The following is a 16,166-nucleotide window of genomic DNA, read 5'->3' as shown; positions in this document are numbered from 1 at the left end:
AATTCAGCCGCCCCGGTAACGAGGCACGAGATCCATGGCGGGTTACGCCGCTTCGCGGCTAACCCGCCCTACAGAGGACAAGCATTCGACATGACCTACGACTCCGTCTTCAAGGCCGACCTGTTCGCCGGCCAGTGCGTCCTGGTCACCGGCGGCGGCAGCGGTATCGGTCGCTGCACCGCCCACGAACTGGCCCACCTGGGTGCCCATGTGGTGCTGGTCGGGCGCCAGGCGGGCAAGCTGGAGAAGACCGCCGGCGAGATCCGCGAGGACGGCGGCAGCGCCAGCTTCAGGGTCTGCGACATCCGCGACGAGGAGTCGGTCAAGGCCCTGGTCGCCGCGGTCGTCGCCGAACACGGCCCCATCCACCATCTGGTCAACAACGCCGGCGGCCAGTACCCCGCCCCGCTCGCCTCGATCAACCAGAAAGGCTTCGAGACGGTGATGCGCACCAACCTGGTCGGCGGCTTCCTGGTCGCCCGCGAGGTGTTCAACCAGAGCATGAGCAGAACCGGCGGTTCGATCGTCAACATGCTCGCCGACATGTGGGGCGGCATGCCCGGCATGGGCCACTCCGGCGCGGCGCGGGCCGGCATGGAGAACTTCACCAAGACCGCCGCCGTCGAGTGGGGTTATGCCGGGGTGCGGGTCAATGCGGTGGCACCGGGCTGGATCGCCTCCAGCGGCATGGACACCTACGAGGGCGCGTTCAAGGCGGTGATCCCGACCCTGCGCGAGCACGTCCCGCTCAAGCGTATCGGCAGCGAGTCGGAGGTGGCCGCCGCCATCGTCTTCCTGCTGTCGCCGGGCGCGGCCTTTATCAGCGGCAATACGGTGCGCATCGACGGCGCCGCCAGCCAGGGCAGCCGCGCCTTCCCGCTGCTCAAGGCCAGCCCGGGACAGGGCCGCGCCTACAACGGCTTCCACCGGGCCCATTTGCCCGACGTGCTGAGAGAACAGGAGCAATAAGATGCCGCTGCTTCAGTCCGCAATCGACCCGCATGGCGAGGAGTTCGCCAGCAACAGCGCCGCCATGCTGGCCGCCATCGCCGGCTTCCGGCAGATCGAGCAGCGTTGCCTGGACAAGGCCCTGGATGCCAAGGGCAAGTTCGAGCGTCGCGGCCAGCTGCTGCCGCGCGAGCGCCTCAACCTGTTGCTCGACCCCGGCAGCCCCTTCCTCGAACTGGCCTCGCTGGCCGGCTACAAGCTGCACGACGACAAGGACGGTACCCAGGCCGGCGGCGGCATCATCGCCGGCATCGGCTACGTCAGCGGGGTACGCTGCCTGATCAGCGCCAGCAACAGCGCCATCAAGGGCGGCACCATCAGCCCCAGCGGGCTGAAGAAGACCCTGCGCCTGCAGCAGATCGCCCTGGAGAACAAGCTGCCGCTGGTGGCCCTGACAGAAAGTGGCGGCGCCAACCTCAACTACGCGGCGGAGATCTTCGTCGAGGGCGCGCGCGGCTTCGCCAACCAGGCGCGCCTGTCCGCCGCCGGCATTCCGCAGATCACCCTGGTGCACGGCTCCAGCACCGCCGGCGGCGCCTACCAGCCGGGCCTGTCGGACTATGTGGTGGTGGTGCGCGGCAAGGCCAAGCTGTTCCTCGCCGGCCCCCCACTGCTCAAGGCGGCCACCGGCGAGGTGGCCACGGACGAGCAGCTGGGCGGCGCCGAGATGCACGCCCAGGTGGCCGGCACCGCCGAATACCTGGCCGAGAGCGACGCCGATGCCGTGCGCATCGCCCGCGAAGTACTCGCCCTGCTGCCGTGGAACGCCCAGCTGCCGGCCCGCCCGCAACAGAGCTGGCGCGAGCCGCTGTACCCGGCCGAGGAGCTGCTGGGGGTGGTACCGGCCGACGCCAAGAAGCCCTACGACGTGCGCGAGATCATCGCCCGCATCGCCGACGGCTCGGAATTCCTCGCCTTCAAGCAGGCGTTCGACGCCCAGACCGTCTGCGGCCACCTGCGCATCGAGGGCCGGCCCTGCGGCCTGATCGGCAACAACGGCCCCATCACCCCCCAGGGCGCGGCCAAGGCCGCGCAGTTCATCCAGCTGTGCGAGCAGAGCAACACCCCGCTGCTGTTCCTGCACAACACCACCGGCTTTATGGTCGGCACGGAATCGGAACAACAGGGGGTGATCAAGCACGGCGCGAAGATGATCCAGGCGGTGGCCAACGCCACGGTGCCCAAGCTGACCCTGGTGGTCGGCGGCTCCTACGGCGCCGGCAACTACGCCATGTGCGGCCGCGGCCTGGACCCGCGCTTCATCTTCGCCTGGCCCAACAGCCGCACCGCAGTGATGGGTGGGGCCCAGGCCGGCAAGGTGCTGCGCATCGTCACCGAGGAGAAGCACGCCAAGGAGGGCAAGACGGCCGACCCGCAGATGCTCGACCTGCTCGAGCAGACCACCGCGCAGAAGCTCGAGGGCCAGTCCACCGCCCTGTACGGCACCGCCCAGTTGTGGGACGACGGCCTGGTCGACCCGCGCGACACGCGCAAGCTGCTCGGCTACCTGCTGGATATCTGCGCCGAGGCGGCGATCCGCCCCCTCAGATCCAACAGCTTCGGCGTCGCCCGCCTATGACGGGCCGCGCTGAAAAATGTAGCGCGCGGCGCAGCGACAAGGCGCCCGGCGCGCAACGACGAGGCAGTACAGCAGTACGGCGAGGCAGTGAGCACCGTGCCCGCAACAGATGCGGCGCGCAGTGGTTTTCAGACGGCTTTTAGGAGAACGAGAACGATGATCTTCACCCAGGAACACGAAGAACTGCGCCGCACCGTGAGGCATTTCGTCGACAAGGAGATCAATCCCCATGTCGACGCGTGGGAGAAGGAGGGCCGCTTCCCCATCCACGCCATCTTCAAGAAGGCCGGCAGCCTCGGCCTGCTGGGCATCTCCAAGCCGGAGCAGTTCGGCGGCATGGGCCTGGACTACAGCTACTCCATAGTCGCCGCCGAGGAGTTCGGCACCATCCACTGCGGCGGCATTCCCATGTCCATCGGCGTGCAGACCGACATGTGCACCCCGGCCCTGGCCCGCTTCGGCTCCGACGCGCTGCGCGAGGAGTTCCTGCGTCCGGCCATCGCCGGCGACATGGTCGGCTGCATCGGCGTCTCCGAGGTCGGCGCCGGCTCCGACGTGGCCGGGCTGAAGACCACCGCGCGCAAGGACGGCGACGACTATGTGATCGACGGCAGCAAGATGTGGATCACCAACGCCCCTAGCGCCGACTTCATCTGCCTGCTGGCCAACACCTCGGACGGCAAGCCCCACGCCAACAAGTCGCTGATCGTGGTGCCGATGAACAGCCCGGGCATCAGCCTCGGCCCGCACCTGGACAAGCTCGGCATGCGCAGCTCGGAGACCGCCCAGGTGTTCTTCGACGAGGTGCGGGTGCCGCAGCGCTACCGCATAGGGGCGGAAGGGTCCGGGTTCATGATGCAGATGCTGCAGTTCCAGGAGGAACGCCTGTTCGGCGCGGCCAACATGATCAAGGGCCTGGAACACTGCGTCGAGGTCACCATCGACTATTGCAAGGAGCGCCGGACCTTCGGCAGCCCGCTGATCGACAACCAGGTCATCCACTTCCGCCTGGCCGAGCTGCAAACCGAGATCGAGGCGCTGCGCGCCCTGGTCTACCAGGCCACCGAGCTGTACGTGGCCGGCCAGGACGTCACCCGCCTGGCCTCCATGGCCAAGCTCAAGGCCGGACGCCTGGGCCGCGAGGTCACCGATGCCTGCCTGCAGTACTGGGGCGGCATGGGCTTCATGTGGGACAACCCGGTGTCCCGCGCCTACCGCGACACCCGCCTGGTGTCCATCGGCGGCGGCGCCGACGAGGTCATGCTCGGCATCATCTGCAAGCTGATGGGCACCCTGCCGGGCAAGAAAAAGGACTGAGAAACCTACGCCCCAAGGATGGGTTGAGACGCGCCGCGTCGATCCCCATCGCGCCGACCACCCTGCACGGGGACAAGACAATGGAACTACCACACTGCGAAACCCTGCAGCTGGAACGGATCGAGGGCGTGCTCCATGTCACCCTCAACCGCCCGGACTGCCGCAACGCCATGAGCCTGGCCATGGTCACGGAACTGCGTCGGGTGCTGCTCGCCGTGCGCGACGACCACGAGCTGCGCGCCCTGGTGTTGCGCGGCGCCGGCGGCCACTTCTGCGCCGGCGGCGATATCAAGGACATGGCCGCGGCCCGGGCGGCCGGCGGCGACGCCTACCGCGAGCTGAACCGTGCCTTCGGCAGCCTGCTGGAACAGGCGCAGTGCCTGTCCCAGGTGCTGATCCTGGTGCTCGAAGGCGCGGTGCTCGGCGGTGGCCTCGGCCTGGCCTGCGTCAGCGACGTGGCCATCGCCGGCCCGGACGCCCAGTTCGGCCTGCCGGAGACCAGCCTGGGGGTGCTACCGGCGCAGATCGCCCCCTTCGTGGTGAAGCGCATCGGCCTGACCCAGGCCCGCCGCCTGGCCCTGACCGCCGCCCGCTTCGACGCCGGCGCAGCCCTGCGCCTGGGCCTTGTCCATTTCGCCGAGGACGACGGCGCGGCCCTGCAGCGGCGGCTGGACGAGACCCTGGAGCAGGTCCGCCGCTGCGCGCCCCAGGCCAACGCCCGGACCAAGGCCTTGCTGCTGGCCAGCGAGCAGGAACCCCTGGGCCAGCTGCTGGACGATGCCGCCGAACAGTTCGCCGCCGCGGTGAGCGGCGCCGAAGGCATCGAGGGCACCCTGGCCTTCGTAGAGAAACGCACGCCCAGCTGGGCGCAGTGAGCCACAGGCGCACGGCTAGCAAGGTGGATGCGCTGTATGCCCCCACCCGAACACCCCGGTGGATCGAGGCAGCGCGATCCGCCCTACACAAGCCCACAGCGGCTTGAACGGCAGGAGTGACAGAACAACATGCCCGCATTCAACAAGATCCTGATCGCCAACCGCGGCGAAATCGCCTGCCGGGTGCTGCGCACCGCCCACGACCTCGGCTACCGCACGGTGGCGGTGTACAGCGAGGCCGATGCCGAGGCGCGCCACGTGCAGCTGGCCGACGAGGCCCTGTGCATCGGCCCGGCGCCGGCGGCGCAGTCCTACCTGCACAGCGAGCGCATCCTCGCCGCGGCGCGCAAGACCGCTGCCGACGCCATCCACCCCGGCTATGGCTTCCTGTCGGAGAACGCCGAATTCGCCCGCGCCTGCGAGCAGGCCGGCATCGTCTTCATCGGCCCCAGCGTCGAGGCCATCCACCTGATGGGCAGCAAGCGCCTGGCCAAGCTCGCCATGCAGGAAGCCGGCGTGCCCTGCATCCCCGGCTACCAGGGCGCAGCCCAGGACGACACGACCCTGGCCCGGGAGGCCGAACGCATCGGCTACCCGCTGATGATCAAGGCCAGCGCCGGTGGCGGCGGCCGCGGCATGCGCCTGGTCGAGGAGCCGAGCGAGCTGCTCGCACAGCTGCGCAGCGCCCGCTCCGAGGCACAGGGCGCCTTCGGCTCGGGCGAGCTGATCCTGGAGCGCGCCCTGCGCCAGCCGCGGCATGTCGAGGTACAGGTGTTCGGCGACAGCCAGGGCAACATCGTCCACCTGTTCGAGCGCGACTGCTCGGTGCAGCGCCGCCACCAGAAGGTGGTCGAGGAGGCACCCTGCCCGGTGCTCGACGCCGAGTTGCGCCAGGCCATGGGCGAGGCCGCGGTGCGGGCGGCGGCCTCGGTCGACTACGTCGGGGCCGGCACCGTGGAATTCCTGCTGGATCAGAACGGCGAATTCTTCTTCCTGGAGATGAACACTCGCCTGCAGGTCGAGCACCCGGTGACCGAGCTGGTTACCGGCCAGGACCTGGTGGCCTGGCAACTGCGCATCGCCGAAGGCCAGGCGCTGCCGCTGCGGCAGGAGGACATCCGCCTGAATGGCCATGCCATGGAGGTGCGCCTGTACGCCGAGGACCCGACCGCCGGCTTCCTGCCGCAGACCGGCCGGGTGCTGCGCTGGGAAACGCCCCGGCTGGACGGCGTGCGCATCGACCACAGTCTGCTCGAAGGCCAGGCCGTCTCGCCCTTCTACGACCCCATGCTGGCCAAGGTCATCGCCCATGGCGCGACCCGCGACGAGGCCCGGCGCAAGCTGCTACGCGCGATCGAGGACTGCGTGCTGCTGGGCGTCGGCGGCAACCAGCGCTTTCTCGCCAACCTGCTGAAACACCCCGAGTTCGCCGCCGGCCACGTCAGCACCGCCTTTATCGACCGGCACTTCGCCGCCGACCCCAGCCTAAGCCCGCAGCCGCCGAGCAGTGCCGAACTGGCCAGCGCCGCCGCCCTGCTCTATCAGGCCTCGGCCCTGGCCGCCGCGCACCAGGGCGGCCTGGCCGGCTGGCGCAATGCCGGCAGCGCGCCCTGGCGCCTGCTGCTGCAACAGGGCGAACGCCGCTTCGCGGTGGAGCTGAGCCTGCTGGAGTCCGGCACCCGGCCCGGGTTCGCCGCCCGAGTCGGCGACGAGGAGCTGCAGCTGCGCCTGCTCGGCGCCGACGGCCGCTGGGCCAGCCTGGAGCTGGACGGCATCCGCCGGCGCCTGGCCTATCATCAGGATGGCGCCAGGCTGTGGCTCTACGGCCAGGGCGGCAACCTGGAGCTGCTGGACATCAGCCAGCAACCCGCCGGCGCCGCCGAGGGCACGGGTTCAGGCACGCTGAAGGCGCCCATGGATGGCGCCATCGTCGAGGTGCTGGTGAGCGAGGGTGAGCCGGTCGCCAAGGGCCAGCTGCTGCTGGTGCTGGAGGCGATGAAGATGGAGCACCCGTTGAAAGCCGGCTGCGACGGCAGGGTTCGCCACGTGCAGGTGAACCAGGGCGATCAGGTGAAGAGCCGCCAGCCGTTGATCGAGATCGAGGCCGCGACCCCGGCCGAATGACGCCGAGGCGCTCCAGACGGCTCATGGCCATAACGACGCGACAAGGAGACCCCTCATGTCACTGCAAGGCAAAACCCTGTTCATCACCGGCGCCAGTCGCGGCATCGGCCGCGAGATCGCCCTGCGCGCGGCCCGCGACGGCGCCAACCTGGTCATCGCGGCGAAAAGCGCCGAGGCCCACCCGAAGCTGCCCGGCACCATCCACAGCGTCGCCGCCGAAGTCGAGGACGCCGGCGGCAAGGCCCTGGCGCTGCAGCTGGACGTGCGCGACGAGGCCGCGGTGCAGGCCGCCATGGCCAAGGCCGCCGAGCATTTCGGCGGCATCGACGCGCTGGTCAACAACGCCGGGGCGATCAAGCTGCTGGGAGTGGAAAAGCTCGAGCCCAAGCGCTTCGACCTGATGTTCCAGATCAATACCCGCGCGGTGATGGTCTGCAGCCAGGCCGCCCTGCCCTACCTCAAGCACAGCGCCAACGGCCATATCCTCAGCCTGTCGCCGCCGCTCAGCCTGGACGGCAAGTGGTTCGCCCAGCACGGCCCCTACACGGTGACCAAGTACGGCATGAGCATGCTCACCCTGGGCATGCACGAGGAGTTCAAGAAGTACGGCATCAGCGTCAATTCGCTGTGGCCGCAGACCATGATCGCCACCGCCGCCATCGAGTTCGAGGTGGGCAGCCGCGAGGTGTTCAAGCGGGCACGCACCCCCGCCATCATGGCCGACGCCGCCCACGCCATCCTCAGCAGCCAGGGCCGCAGCCTCAGCGGGCGCCTGCTGATCGACGAGCAGATCCTGCGCGAACAGGGCCAGTGCGAGTTCGACCACTACCGCTACGACCCGGACGGCGGTGCGCTGATCCCCGACCTGTTTCTCGATTGAGCGTGGCCGAACCGGGCGCGGCCCGAGTCCCGGAGCGGCGACCGGCTAGCGTTTGAACTCGAACTGCAGCTCGGCGCCTTCCACCGAACTCCAGTCGTCCGCGCCCCGGTCCTCGTTGATCAGCCGACCACTGAGCTGAAAGGGGCCGTCCGTCGCCGTTTTTTCCTCGAACAGGGGCGGCAGCAGCGGCGCGCGGCCGCTCCCGCCGTCCTCCTGGACACTGGCCTGCTCGAGCAGTTCGGGTGGCAGGCTGAGATCCAGGCTAGGTGACGGTTGCTCTGGCTCGACGGCGGCCTGCACCTTAGGCGCCGCCACAGGGGGTACGACTGGTGGGGCGGGTGCCTGGGCCGCGGAAGCGGAGGGCTGGGCTTGAGAGAGGCCATCCGGCTCCTCGCGCGCCGCCTGCGCAGGCGCGACGACCGGCGGCGGCTCGGGTGCAGGGGCATGCTGCTGCGCGGGAGTCGCGCTGCCGGGCGGTACGACCTTGGCCGGTTTGACCTCCGGATCACATGCGCTCAACACGAGGATGGACAGGGCCAGAAGCAGGTAACGCATGGCACTCATGATCGCTCTAGACAGGGCTGGTGGACAGCGCAATGCTGGCCTGCCCCGCGCCGCCTGACAAGCGGGTTTTTCGCTCACTCCCCGCCCGCGTCCATCCCTTGTCGCGACCTGAGCAGCGCATCGATATCCAGCCGCGGATAGTCACGCCGCAGCGCCTCGATTCGCTCGTCTGCCTCGGCGCGACGACCACTGGCGCGCAACACGAGGATCTCCTGCACGGCCTCGTGCAAGGCTTCGTCCGGCGCCTCGCCCTTGCCCGAGGCCGGCGGGGCCATGCTCTGCGGCTGTTCTGCGATGCTATCGGCCATGGCCTCGGCCTCGGCCGCGGGCGCCGCGAGCCGGGCGGACTCGGCCATGCTCTTCTTCTGCGCCGGCGCGGCCTGACGCTGCAAGGCGGGCGCCGCCGGCAGCGGGCTGTCGAACCGCGCGGGCGCCTGCTCGAAGGTCTTCAGGCTCAGGCTCAAACCCAGGCCCAAGGCCGCGACACTGCCCAGGGCCAGGCTCCAGCGCAGCCCGGTGACATGGCCGAACAGCCAGGCATGCAGGCGCTCACGCCAGCCCAGGCGGCTGCGCTGCCGGCCGGCCTGCTCTCGGGCGGCATCGAGAATCCGCGCATCCAGTGCGGCCGAGGGTTCCTGGTCCTGATGCCTGCGGTAGTGCTGCAGCAGCTGCTCGTCGGTGGCAGCTGGCTTGGCTTGCGGGTCTTTCATGCGGATACCTCTTCGGCCGCGGCGGGGTCGGCCAGCAGCCGGCGCAACTTCTGCAAGGCGTAGCGCAGACGGCTCTTCACCGTCTCCGCCGGGGTGCGGGTCAGCTCGGCGATCTCCTGCAACTCCAGCTCGCCCTGGGCGCGCAGCAGGAATACCTCGCGCTGCTCGGCCGGCAGATCATCCAGTGCCGCCTGCAGGCGCTGGCGATCACGGCTCAGGCCGAGCTGCTGCGCGGGGTCGACCTCCTCGCTGGGCTGCTCGTGCAGGCGCTCGTCGTAGGACTCCAGCAGGCCCTGGCGCTTGCCATGCTTGCGCCAGTGATCGATCAGGCGGTTGCGGGCGATCTGGTACAGCCAGGTCTTGAACAGCACCCGCTCGCGCTGCAACGAGTCGCTGCGCACCAGACTCAACCAGGTCTCCTGGAAGATTTCCTCGGCCAGCGTCGGCTCGCCGCACAGCCCGCAGAGAAAGCGGAACAGGCCGAGGCGATGGCGCTGGTACAGCAGCGCGAAGGCCTCGGCATCGCCCTGCCGATAACGGCGCAGCAGGGCGGCGTCGTCATCGGCGGGGACAGTGGGCTTGTCAGTCACTCTCAATCGCCCTTGGCAGTGGGTGGCGCAGATGCAAGCGCTGGAGTTTGCAGGCTCTGGGCCAGTTCCACCAGCTGAATGAACTCGCCGCGCAAACCGAAGCGGTCCTCGCCCCTGGCGCTACGCGCCAGTTCGGCGGTAGCCGCCAGGTCGAAGTCGCCGGTGTAGCGGCCGCCGCTGAGCTGCTGGGCGAAGGCCGCCACCGCCGCGGCGAAACGCAGGTCCTCACTGGCTTCGGCGATGTCCCCGAGCTGCCGCGGGGCGTGGATCGGCCGCTCCAACAGGCGACTGCTGTGCTGTTGCGGGGCCTTGTAGCGGATACGCAGCCAGGCCAGCTCGCCCGGCTTGGCGGCGGTCTCGACGTCGCCCCGGCCGGACTGCCGATAGCGCAGCGGCTCCAGCCAGCCCTTGCGGCCCACCGGGACTATCTCGTAGAGCGCGGTGACACGGTGCCCGGCGCCGATCTCGCCGGCATCGACCTTGTCGTTGGCGAAATCCTCGCGGCGCAGCGCGCGGTTCTCGTAGCCCAGCAGGCGATACTCGCTGACCCGGGCCGGGTTGAACTCGAGCTGAAGTTTCACGTCCCGAGCCACCACCGAGAGGGTCGAGCTGAGCTGCTCGACCAGCACCTTGCGTGCCTCGCGCAGGTTGTCGATATAGGCGTAGTTGCCGTCGCCGGCATCGGCCAGCTGCTCCATCAGCTGCTCGTTGTAGTTGCCCGTGCCGAAACCCAGGGTGGTCAGGGAGATGCCGGTCTTGCGCTTGTCGGCGGCCAGCGCCTTGAGCGTATCGAAGTCGCTGATGCCGACATTGAAGTCGCCATCGGTGGCCAGCAGGATGCGATTGATGCCGTCGGCGAGAAAACCCTCCTGCGCCTGCTGGTAGGCCAGCTGGATGCCCGACTCGCCGGCTGTCGAACCGCCGGCCCGCAGCCGTTCGATGGCCGCGCGAATCTTCGCCTTCTCCGCACCGGCCGTGGACGGCAGCACCACCCGCGACTCACCGGCATAGGCCACCAGCGCCACCCTGTCCTCGGCGCGCAGCTGGTCGACCAGCAGCTTCAGGGTGGCCTGCACCAGGGGCAGGCCTTCGCGGCGATCCATCGAGCCGGATACGTCCACCAGGAACACCAGGTTGGCCGGCGGCAATGCCTCGACCCTCAGGTCGGCGGCCTTGATCGCGATGCGCAACAGCAGGCTCTGGGGATTCCAGGGTGTCGGCGCCAGCTCGCTGTCCACGCCGAACGGGACGTCCCCGCGCGGCGCGGGATAGGCATAGGGGAAGTAGTTGACCAGTTCCTCCAGACGCACCGCCTCGGCCGGTGGCAGCTGGCCCTGATTGAGGAAGCGGCGGACATTGGCATAGCCGCCGGTGTCCACGTCGATGCTGAAGGTCGACACCGGCGCCTCGGCCACCGCCCGCACCGGGTTGCCCGCGAGGCGCTGGTAGCGTTCGCGATTCTCCTCGCGGTAGGCCGGCGGCAGATAGTCGGCCAGGGGAGCGGCGGGCAGTGCAACCCGCTCGGCTGCCAGGGACGCGTAATCGGAATGCTCGGCCTTCTTGTCGCCAGGCTGTGGCCGAACGCCTGGCGCCACTGTCCTGGCCGGTTGATCCGCCGACTGGGCGTGCGGCGACTCCGGCTGGGTGGCGTTACAGGCGGCCAGCAACAGCAGCAGCGCCGCGCCGAAACCTTGCACCAGGGGGTGCGCAATAGCGGTGAATTGCCTGGACATGCTCCATCTCCTCGGGACGAATGACCTCTTCGTCCGAGTAGACGCGACGCAGTGTCGCCTCGGGTTAAGCCGAGGCGCTTTTCCTCACCGGCTGCCGCCCTCCTGACACAGTTGACTGGCCAGCATGCCCAGGGTCATCAGGGCCCGCTCGGCCTCGCGGCTCCAGGGAATGCCGCAGTTCAGGCGCACGCAATGGTTGAACTGCTCGGTATTGCTGAAGATCAGTCCCGGCGCGATGCTGATGCCCTGCTGCAGGGCGCGCACGTGCAGCTCCTTGGTATTGACCCGCACCGGCAGGCTGACCCAGAGGATGAAACCGCCATTGGGCCGGGTGATCTGGGTGCCCTCGGGGAAAGACTGCTGCACCGCCAACTGAAAGGCGCTGAGGTTCTTGCGGTACTCCTGACGGATATAGCGCAGGTGGCGGTCGTAGCCGCCGTTCTCCAGATAGGCCGCCACCCCCATCTGCGTCACGCTGCACGCGGAGTGAGTACTGAAGGTCTGCAGGCGCTGGATCTCGTCCTGGTACTTGCCGGCGACTATCCAGCCGATGCGCACCCCCGGCGACAGGGTCTTGGAGAAGCTCGAGCAGTACAGCACGCGGCCCTCACGGTCCTGGGACTTGAGCGCCTTGGTCGGCCCCTGCTCGAACATCAGTTCGCCGTAGATATCGTCCTCGACGATCTGGATGTCGAAGTCCCCGGCCAGGCGCAGCAGCTGCTTCTGGCGGTCCTCGGGGATGGTGCCGCCGAGCGGGTTGCTCAGCCGTGCGGTCAGCACCAGGGCCTTGATCGGCCACTGGCTGGCAGCCAGCTGCAGGGCTTCCAGGCTGATGCCGGTGGTCGGGTCGCTGGGAATCTCGATGACCTTGAGGCCCAGCAGGTCGGCCAGCTGCAGCAGGCCATAGTAGGTCGGCGACTCGGCGGCGATCAGGTCGCCGGGCCGGGTCAGCACGCGCAGCGACATCTGCAGGGCATCGACGCAGCCATGGGTGATCACCACCTCCGAGGGATCGACCACCACGCCGGCATCGCGCATGCGGATCGCCACCTGACGGCGCAACGGTTCGAAGCCCGGGCTGAACATGTAGCTGAAGGCCCGCGGGCTCTGGAAGCGGGTGACCTTGGCCAGCTGCTGATGCAGGGCGCGCACCGGCAGGTAGTCGACATGGGGCACGGCCGCGCCGAGGGGGAATACCCCTTCGCGCCGCGACTCGGTGAGTATCTGGTTGATGATGCTGCTGCGGGTGACCAGGCTGGGGCGCTCGACCCGGGCGATGTCGGGGGTCGGTGCGGTGAGCGCCGGCGTCTGGTGCACATAGAAGCCGGACTGCGGACGGGCACGGATCAGCCCCTGGTCTTCCAGGTTCGCGTAGGCCTGCAACACCGTGGCATGGCTGACGCTGAGCTGCGCACTCATCTTGCGCACCGAGGGCACGCGCTCGCCCGGTTGATAGACGCCGCGGCGAATGTCCTCCGCCAGCTGCTGAGCGATGCGTTGATAGAGCAACAGATTGGTCATGGCCGCCTTCCCGCTTGTTTGAACCGTAACAGTATGCCAATTCTCAGAAAAAACACCGGTACAGCTCCACGGATTCTGCCCGATACAATGGCGATGAGCCAACAACTGTATTAGACCAATTAAGCCGACGCGCAACTGTTTAGTCTATTGCCCGCGCGTAAAAAAGCCCCGGCGCCTAACGGCGACCGGGGCGACTTCTATCCGTGGGAATCAGCGACTGGCGCCTAGACGGCCCTGCTCGTCGGAGAACACGATCTCGACCCGGCGATTCTGTGCCCGGCCCTTGGCCGAGGCGTTCTCCGCCACCGGAAAGCTTTCGCCGTGGCCCTGCACCTCGATGCGCTGGGCATCGATGCCCAGGTCGACCAGCACGTCGGCCACCGTCTGCGCCCGCGCCCGGGACAACTCGAGGTTCTCCTGCTTGTCGCCGCTGCTGTCGGTGTAGCCCTCGATGCGCACTACCCGCCGCGGGTTGAGCTGAAGGAATTGCACCAGCTTGAGCACCGTGCGGTTGGCCGAAACGTTGAGGTCGGCGTGCCCGGCATCGAACAGCACATCGCCCAGGGTCATCACCAGGCCGCGCTCGGTCTCGGTGGTCGCCAGGCTGACCATCTGCTCTTCCAGCCAGTGGCTCTGTTCCTGGATGCTCAGCAGCTTGGCCTCGCGCAGCGCCAGCTGCAGGCGCTGGCGCTCCAGTTCGAGCTTGGCCGCGCGCTCCTGATTGAGAACGATCTGGCTCTTCTCTCCGGCAATATCGCTGTAGCGTTGGCTCAGGTAAGCGTAATGGGCGACGTCATCGGCGCTGCCCCAGTAGCTGGACAGGCGATCGGCGCGCGCCAGGGACTCGCCGGCGCGGATCACATCCTTGGCCGCGCTGCGCAATACGCCGGGATCTTCCTTGACCCTCTGGAAACTGCTCCGGGCTGCCTCCAGTGCTTCGCCGCTGTTCGTCTGCGGGGCGGCACAGCCGCCCAACGCCAGCATCAGTACGGCGCCAGCCCCCAGGGTTACTCGACGGCTCATTGCAGGTCCCCCAACTGACGACGCAGGCGATTGATCTGCTTGCTCAAGACGGCCAGCTGATCCTGGCTCTTGGCCGTCAGCACCCGTGCCTCGGCCAGGCGGGCATCCAGTTCGGCCTGCTCGGCCAGCACCCGTGCCTGCTTGAAGGCCTCTTCGGCCATGGCAGCCTGGGCCCGACGCAACTTGTCCTCGGCCTGAACCAGTTCGGGCAGTTGCTCGTCGGCGCCCACGGCCCGGGCCTGGGTGAGCGCCTGTTCGGTCAGGCGCAATTGTTCGAGAGGGGGCGGATCACTGGCGCAGGCCGTCAAGGCCAGCAGCGCCAGCACGGCGCAGAGAAGTCGATGGGTCACTGGTTTTTCCTACGGATTCGGGGCGCTGGCGGGCTGCAACTGCTGCTCCTTCCAACGCTGCAAATTGCGTTGCAGCAAGGCATCCGGCACGCCGGCGGCGACCAATTCTGTCATTTTTTTCGCCAGCTGTCCGCGCAGCCAGGGGTCGTTGCATGCCGAGTTGTGCGACAGCGCAAGGTGCAAGCCCTCGCTGCGAATCGGCGGATGCAGAGCCAGCAGGTCGTCCTGCAGACCCAGGATGTGGGCCAGGGCCAGGGCGGGTTCGCGCTCGTGCACCACGTAATCCACCTCGCCGAGCATCAGTTTCTGCAGCTGCTGGGTCAGATTACCGCCCTGCTCCAGGTTCAGATTGCCCTTGGCGTACTGGTCGAAGGCCTTGCCGAACCCCTTGCCGACCGCCGCCCCGCGGCGCTCGCGCAGGTCGGCCCACTCGATATAGGGGAAACTGGCGATATTGCGTACCCAGACCACGTCGGCGCGACTGAACGGCGCCGGGTGCACATAGTCCATGGTTTCCAGATCGGCCAGGGTCAGCGGCGCCCCGGCCAGCAGATCGATACGGCCACTGCGCACCTCATCCAGCGCCTTGTCCCAGGACTTGCTGTGCAACACCTCGATGCGCACCCCCAGTTCCTCGCCCAGTCGAGCGAGCAAGTCCGCCTGGGCGCCAATCAGCTGCTGCGGCTTCTGCGGGTCGCGCCACATGAACGGCGGATAATCGGGGTGCCCCGTGGCAACCAGACGCTCACACTTGCCGGCGGCCAGCGCCACGACTGGCATCGTCAGCAAGGTGAAGAGCAGCAGGCAGGACTTCAGGATGGGACTATCGCGCATTCGATGGGTCTCGGTTCAACGTTCGATTGGGCCGCCCGCGGCGGTAACAGGCCAAGGGCGTGCTTCCATGCTAGCTTAGCGGCAGCGCAATAATAATTCGCGATAAGGACACGGCATGAAAAAACTCTTTCTCGCCCTCGTGCTGCTCCTCACGGCCGTCGCCGGCGTACTCTATGCCGTCCCCGCCACCCTGCTGACCAGCATGCAGTGGCTGGAACAGTGGGCCGCCGACCTGTCCCATGAGCGCCTGGAGGTCGCCGATCTTAGCATCCATTACTATCGTGGCGGCCCGCCCGACGGCGAAACCATCCTGCTGATCCACGGCTTCGGCGCCGACAAGGACAACTGGCTACGTTTCGCCCGCCACCTGACCGAGCGCTATCAGGTCATCGCCCTGGATCTGCCGGGCTTCGGCGACAGCAGCAGGCCGAACGCCAGCTACGACGTCGGCACCCAGACCGAGCGCGTCGCCAGCTTCGTGCAGGCCCTGAACATCGACCGCCTGCACCTGGTCGGCAACTCCATGGGCGGCCACATCGCCGCCCTCTACGCCGCGCGCTACCCGCAGCAGGTACGCACCCTGGCCCTGTTCGCCAACGCCGGTGTCAACGCGCCGGTGAAGAGCGAGTTGATCCAGCGCCTGGAACGCGGCGCGGCCAATCCCCTGGTGGTGGAGCGGCCCGAGGACTTCGAGCGCCTGCTGGACTTCGTGTTCGTCGAGCCGCCGCCACTGCCCTCCCCCCTCAAGCGCTACCTGGCCGAGCGCGCCATCGACAACAGCGCGCATTACCAGCGCATTTTCGCCCAGCTGATCGAGCGTTATGTCCCGCTGGAGCCGGAGCTGCCGAAGATCCAGGCGCCGACCCTGCTGCTGTGGGGAGAACGCGACCGCGTGCTGGATGTCTCCAGCATCGAGGTGATGCGCCCTCTGCTCAAGCGTCCCAGCGTGGTCATCATGAAGGATTGCGGCCATGCCCCGATGATCGAACGGCCGCAGGAAACTGCCGCTCACTACCAGGCCTTCCTCGGCGGTATCGAGAATACGGAGGACTGAGCGC

Annotated in this window: 15 protein-coding genes; 7 read left to right on the top strand and 8 right to left on the bottom strand. The window is 68.1% G+C overall.

Annotation, left to right across the window (positions count from 1 at the left end; all coding sequences use genetic code 11):
* The first annotated feature begins 90 nt into the window (after nucleotides 1-90).
* The 6 genes from ACSX1C_RS03135 to ACSX1C_RS03110 all read left to right on the top strand — a co-directional run bounded on the left by ACSX1C_RS03135 (nucleotide 91) and on the right by ACSX1C_RS03110 (nucleotide 7,783).
* Nucleotides 91-969, top strand: coding sequence for an SDR family oxidoreductase (locus ACSX1C_RS03135; RefSeq protein ID WP_439888195.1), 879 nt, complete (start codon nucleotides 91-93; stop codon nucleotides 967-969).
* Nucleotide 970: 1 nt separating this feature from the next.
* Nucleotides 971-2,587: a geranyl-CoA carboxylase subunit beta gene (gene atuC / locus ACSX1C_RS03130; protein WP_439888194.1), complete on the top strand. Its 1,617-nt coding sequence runs from the start codon at nucleotides 971-973 to the stop codon at nucleotides 2,585-2,587.
* 156 nt (nucleotides 2,588-2,743) lie between these two features.
* Nucleotides 2,744-3,904 carry a citronellyl-CoA dehydrogenase gene (gene atuD / locus ACSX1C_RS03125; protein WP_439888193.1) on the top strand — a complete coding sequence of 387 codons (1,161 nt, stop codon included), beginning with the start codon at nucleotides 2,744-2,746 and terminating at the stop codon, nucleotides 3,902-3,904.
* An 80-nt stretch (nucleotides 3,905-3,984) separates the two neighbouring features.
* Nucleotides 3,985-4,779: an enoyl-CoA hydratase-related protein gene (locus ACSX1C_RS03120; protein WP_439888192.1), complete on the top strand. Its 795-nt coding sequence runs from the start codon at nucleotides 3,985-3,987 to the stop codon at nucleotides 4,777-4,779.
* Nucleotides 4,780-4,908: 129 nt separating this feature from the next.
* Nucleotides 4,909-6,903, top strand: coding sequence for an acetyl/propionyl/methylcrotonyl-CoA carboxylase subunit alpha (locus ACSX1C_RS03115; RefSeq protein ID WP_439888191.1), 1,995 nt, complete (start codon nucleotides 4,909-4,911; stop codon nucleotides 6,901-6,903).
* Nucleotides 6,904-6,958: 55 nt separating this feature from the next.
* Nucleotides 6,959-7,783 (top strand): SDR family oxidoreductase, encoded by an 825-nt coding sequence (locus ACSX1C_RS03110; RefSeq protein ID WP_439888190.1) that lies wholly within the window; start codon nucleotides 6,959-6,961, stop codon nucleotides 7,781-7,783.
* A 45-nt stretch (nucleotides 7,784-7,828) separates the two neighbouring features.
* On the opposite strand, the gene ACSX1C_RS03105 is transcribed toward ACSX1C_RS03110, so the two are convergent.
* The 8 genes from ACSX1C_RS03105 to ACSX1C_RS03070 form a co-directional block, all read right to left on the bottom strand.
* Nucleotides 7,829-8,347, bottom strand: coding sequence for a hypothetical protein (locus tag ACSX1C_RS03105; RefSeq protein WP_439888189.1), 519 nt, complete (start codon nucleotides 8,345-8,347; stop codon nucleotides 7,829-7,831).
* A 74-nt stretch (nucleotides 8,348-8,421) separates the two neighbouring features.
* Nucleotides 8,422-9,057 (bottom strand): hypothetical protein, encoded by a 636-nt coding sequence (locus ACSX1C_RS03100; protein ID WP_439888188.1) that lies wholly within the window; start codon nucleotides 9,055-9,057, stop codon nucleotides 8,422-8,424.
* Nucleotides 9,054-9,647: an RNA polymerase sigma factor gene (locus ACSX1C_RS03095; protein ID WP_439888187.1), complete on the bottom strand. Its 594-nt coding sequence runs from the start codon at nucleotides 9,645-9,647 to the stop codon at nucleotides 9,054-9,056. Before ACSX1C_RS03095 ends, ACSX1C_RS03100 begins: the two co-directional genes overlap by 4 nt.
* 2 nt (nucleotides 9,648-9,649) lie before the next feature.
* A complete protein-coding gene (locus tag ACSX1C_RS03090; RefSeq protein ID WP_439888186.1) occupies nucleotides 9,650-11,380 on the bottom strand; it encodes a vWA domain-containing protein in 1,731 nt (576 codons plus the stop codon).
* An 84-nt stretch (nucleotides 11,381-11,464) separates the two neighbouring features.
* Entirely contained in the window at nucleotides 11,465-12,901 is a 1,437-nt protein-coding gene (locus ACSX1C_RS03085) for a PLP-dependent aminotransferase family protein (protein ID WP_439888185.1), read from the bottom strand.
* A 210-nt stretch (nucleotides 12,902-13,111) separates the two neighbouring features.
* Nucleotides 13,112-13,924: an OmpA family protein gene (locus ACSX1C_RS03080; RefSeq protein WP_439888184.1), complete on the bottom strand. Its 813-nt coding sequence runs from the start codon at nucleotides 13,922-13,924 to the stop codon at nucleotides 13,112-13,114.
* Nucleotides 13,921-14,274 (bottom strand): DUF4398 domain-containing protein, encoded by a 354-nt coding sequence (locus tag ACSX1C_RS03075; RefSeq protein ID WP_439888183.1) that lies wholly within the window; start codon nucleotides 14,272-14,274, stop codon nucleotides 13,921-13,923. The genes ACSX1C_RS03080 and ACSX1C_RS03075 overlap by 4 nt, the downstream gene beginning before the upstream one ends.
* A 9-nt stretch (nucleotides 14,275-14,283) precedes the next feature.
* The gene (locus tag ACSX1C_RS03070; protein ID WP_369959094.1) at nucleotides 14,284-15,108 is read right to left on the bottom strand and encodes a substrate-binding periplasmic protein; all 825 of its coding nucleotides are present in this window, start codon (nucleotides 15,106-15,108) and stop codon (nucleotides 14,284-14,286) included.
* A gap of 115 nt (nucleotides 15,109-15,223) precedes the next feature.
* Here ACSX1C_RS03070 and ACSX1C_RS03065 point away from each other — a divergent pair, with 115 nt between their 5' ends.
* Nucleotides 15,224-16,162, top strand: a complete 939-nt coding sequence (locus ACSX1C_RS03065; protein WP_439888182.1) for an alpha/beta fold hydrolase — start codon at nucleotides 15,224-15,226, stop codon at nucleotides 16,160-16,162.
* The last annotated feature ends 4 nt before the right edge of the window (nucleotides 16,163-16,166 follow it).

Source organism: Pseudomonas sp. MBLB4123, assembly GCF_051904775.1.
Taxonomy (GTDB): domain Bacteria; phylum Pseudomonadota; class Gammaproteobacteria; order Pseudomonadales; family Pseudomonadaceae; genus Aquipseudomonas; species Aquipseudomonas benzenivorans_B.
This window is presented reverse-complemented; position numbering and strand designations above follow the sequence as displayed.

Excerpts from the sequence above, each read along its gene's own strand:
- ACSX1C_RS03135 (WP_439888195.1), top strand. The coding sequence starts at position 91 with ATGACCTACGACTCCGTCTTCAAGGCCGACCTGTTCGCCGGCCAGTGC.
- atuC (WP_439888194.1), top strand. The coding sequence starts at position 971 with ATGCCGCTGCTTCAGTCCGCAATCGACCCGCATGGCGAGGAGTTCGCC.
- atuD (WP_439888193.1), top strand. The coding sequence starts at position 2,744 with ATGATCTTCACCCAGGAACACGAAGAACTGCGCCGCACCGTGAGGCAT.
- ACSX1C_RS03120 (WP_439888192.1), top strand. The coding sequence starts at position 3,985 with ATGGAACTACCACACTGCGAAACCCTGCAGCTGGAACGGATCGAGGGC.
- ACSX1C_RS03115 (WP_439888191.1), top strand. The coding sequence starts at position 4,909 with ATGCCCGCATTCAACAAGATCCTGATCGCCAACCGCGGCGAAATCGCC.
- ACSX1C_RS03110 (WP_439888190.1), top strand. The coding sequence starts at position 6,959 with ATGTCACTGCAAGGCAAAACCCTGTTCATCACCGGCGCCAGTCGCGGC.
- ACSX1C_RS03105 (WP_439888189.1), bottom strand. The coding sequence starts at position 8,347 with ATGAGTGCCATGCGTTACCTGCTTCTGGCCCTGTCCATCCTCGTGTTG.
- ACSX1C_RS03100 (WP_439888188.1), bottom strand. The coding sequence starts at position 9,057 with ATGAAAGACCCGCAAGCCAAGCCAGCTGCCACCGACGAGCAGCTGCTG.
- ACSX1C_RS03090 (WP_439888186.1), bottom strand. The coding sequence starts at position 11,380 with ATGTCCAGGCAATTCACCGCTATTGCGCACCCCCTGGTGCAAGGTTTC.
- ACSX1C_RS03085 (WP_439888185.1), bottom strand. The coding sequence starts at position 12,901 with ATGACCAATCTGTTGCTCTATCAACGCATCGCTCAGCAGCTGGCGGAG.
- ACSX1C_RS03080 (WP_439888184.1), bottom strand. The coding sequence starts at position 13,924 with ATGAGCCGTCGAGTAACCCTGGGGGCTGGCGCCGTACTGATGCTGGCG.
- ACSX1C_RS03070 (WP_369959094.1), bottom strand. The coding sequence starts at position 15,108 with ATGCGCGATAGTCCCATCCTGAAGTCCTGCCTGCTGCTCTTCACCTTG.
- ACSX1C_RS03065 (WP_439888182.1), top strand. The coding sequence starts at position 15,224 with ATGAAAAAACTCTTTCTCGCCCTCGTGCTGCTCCTCACGGCCGTCGCC.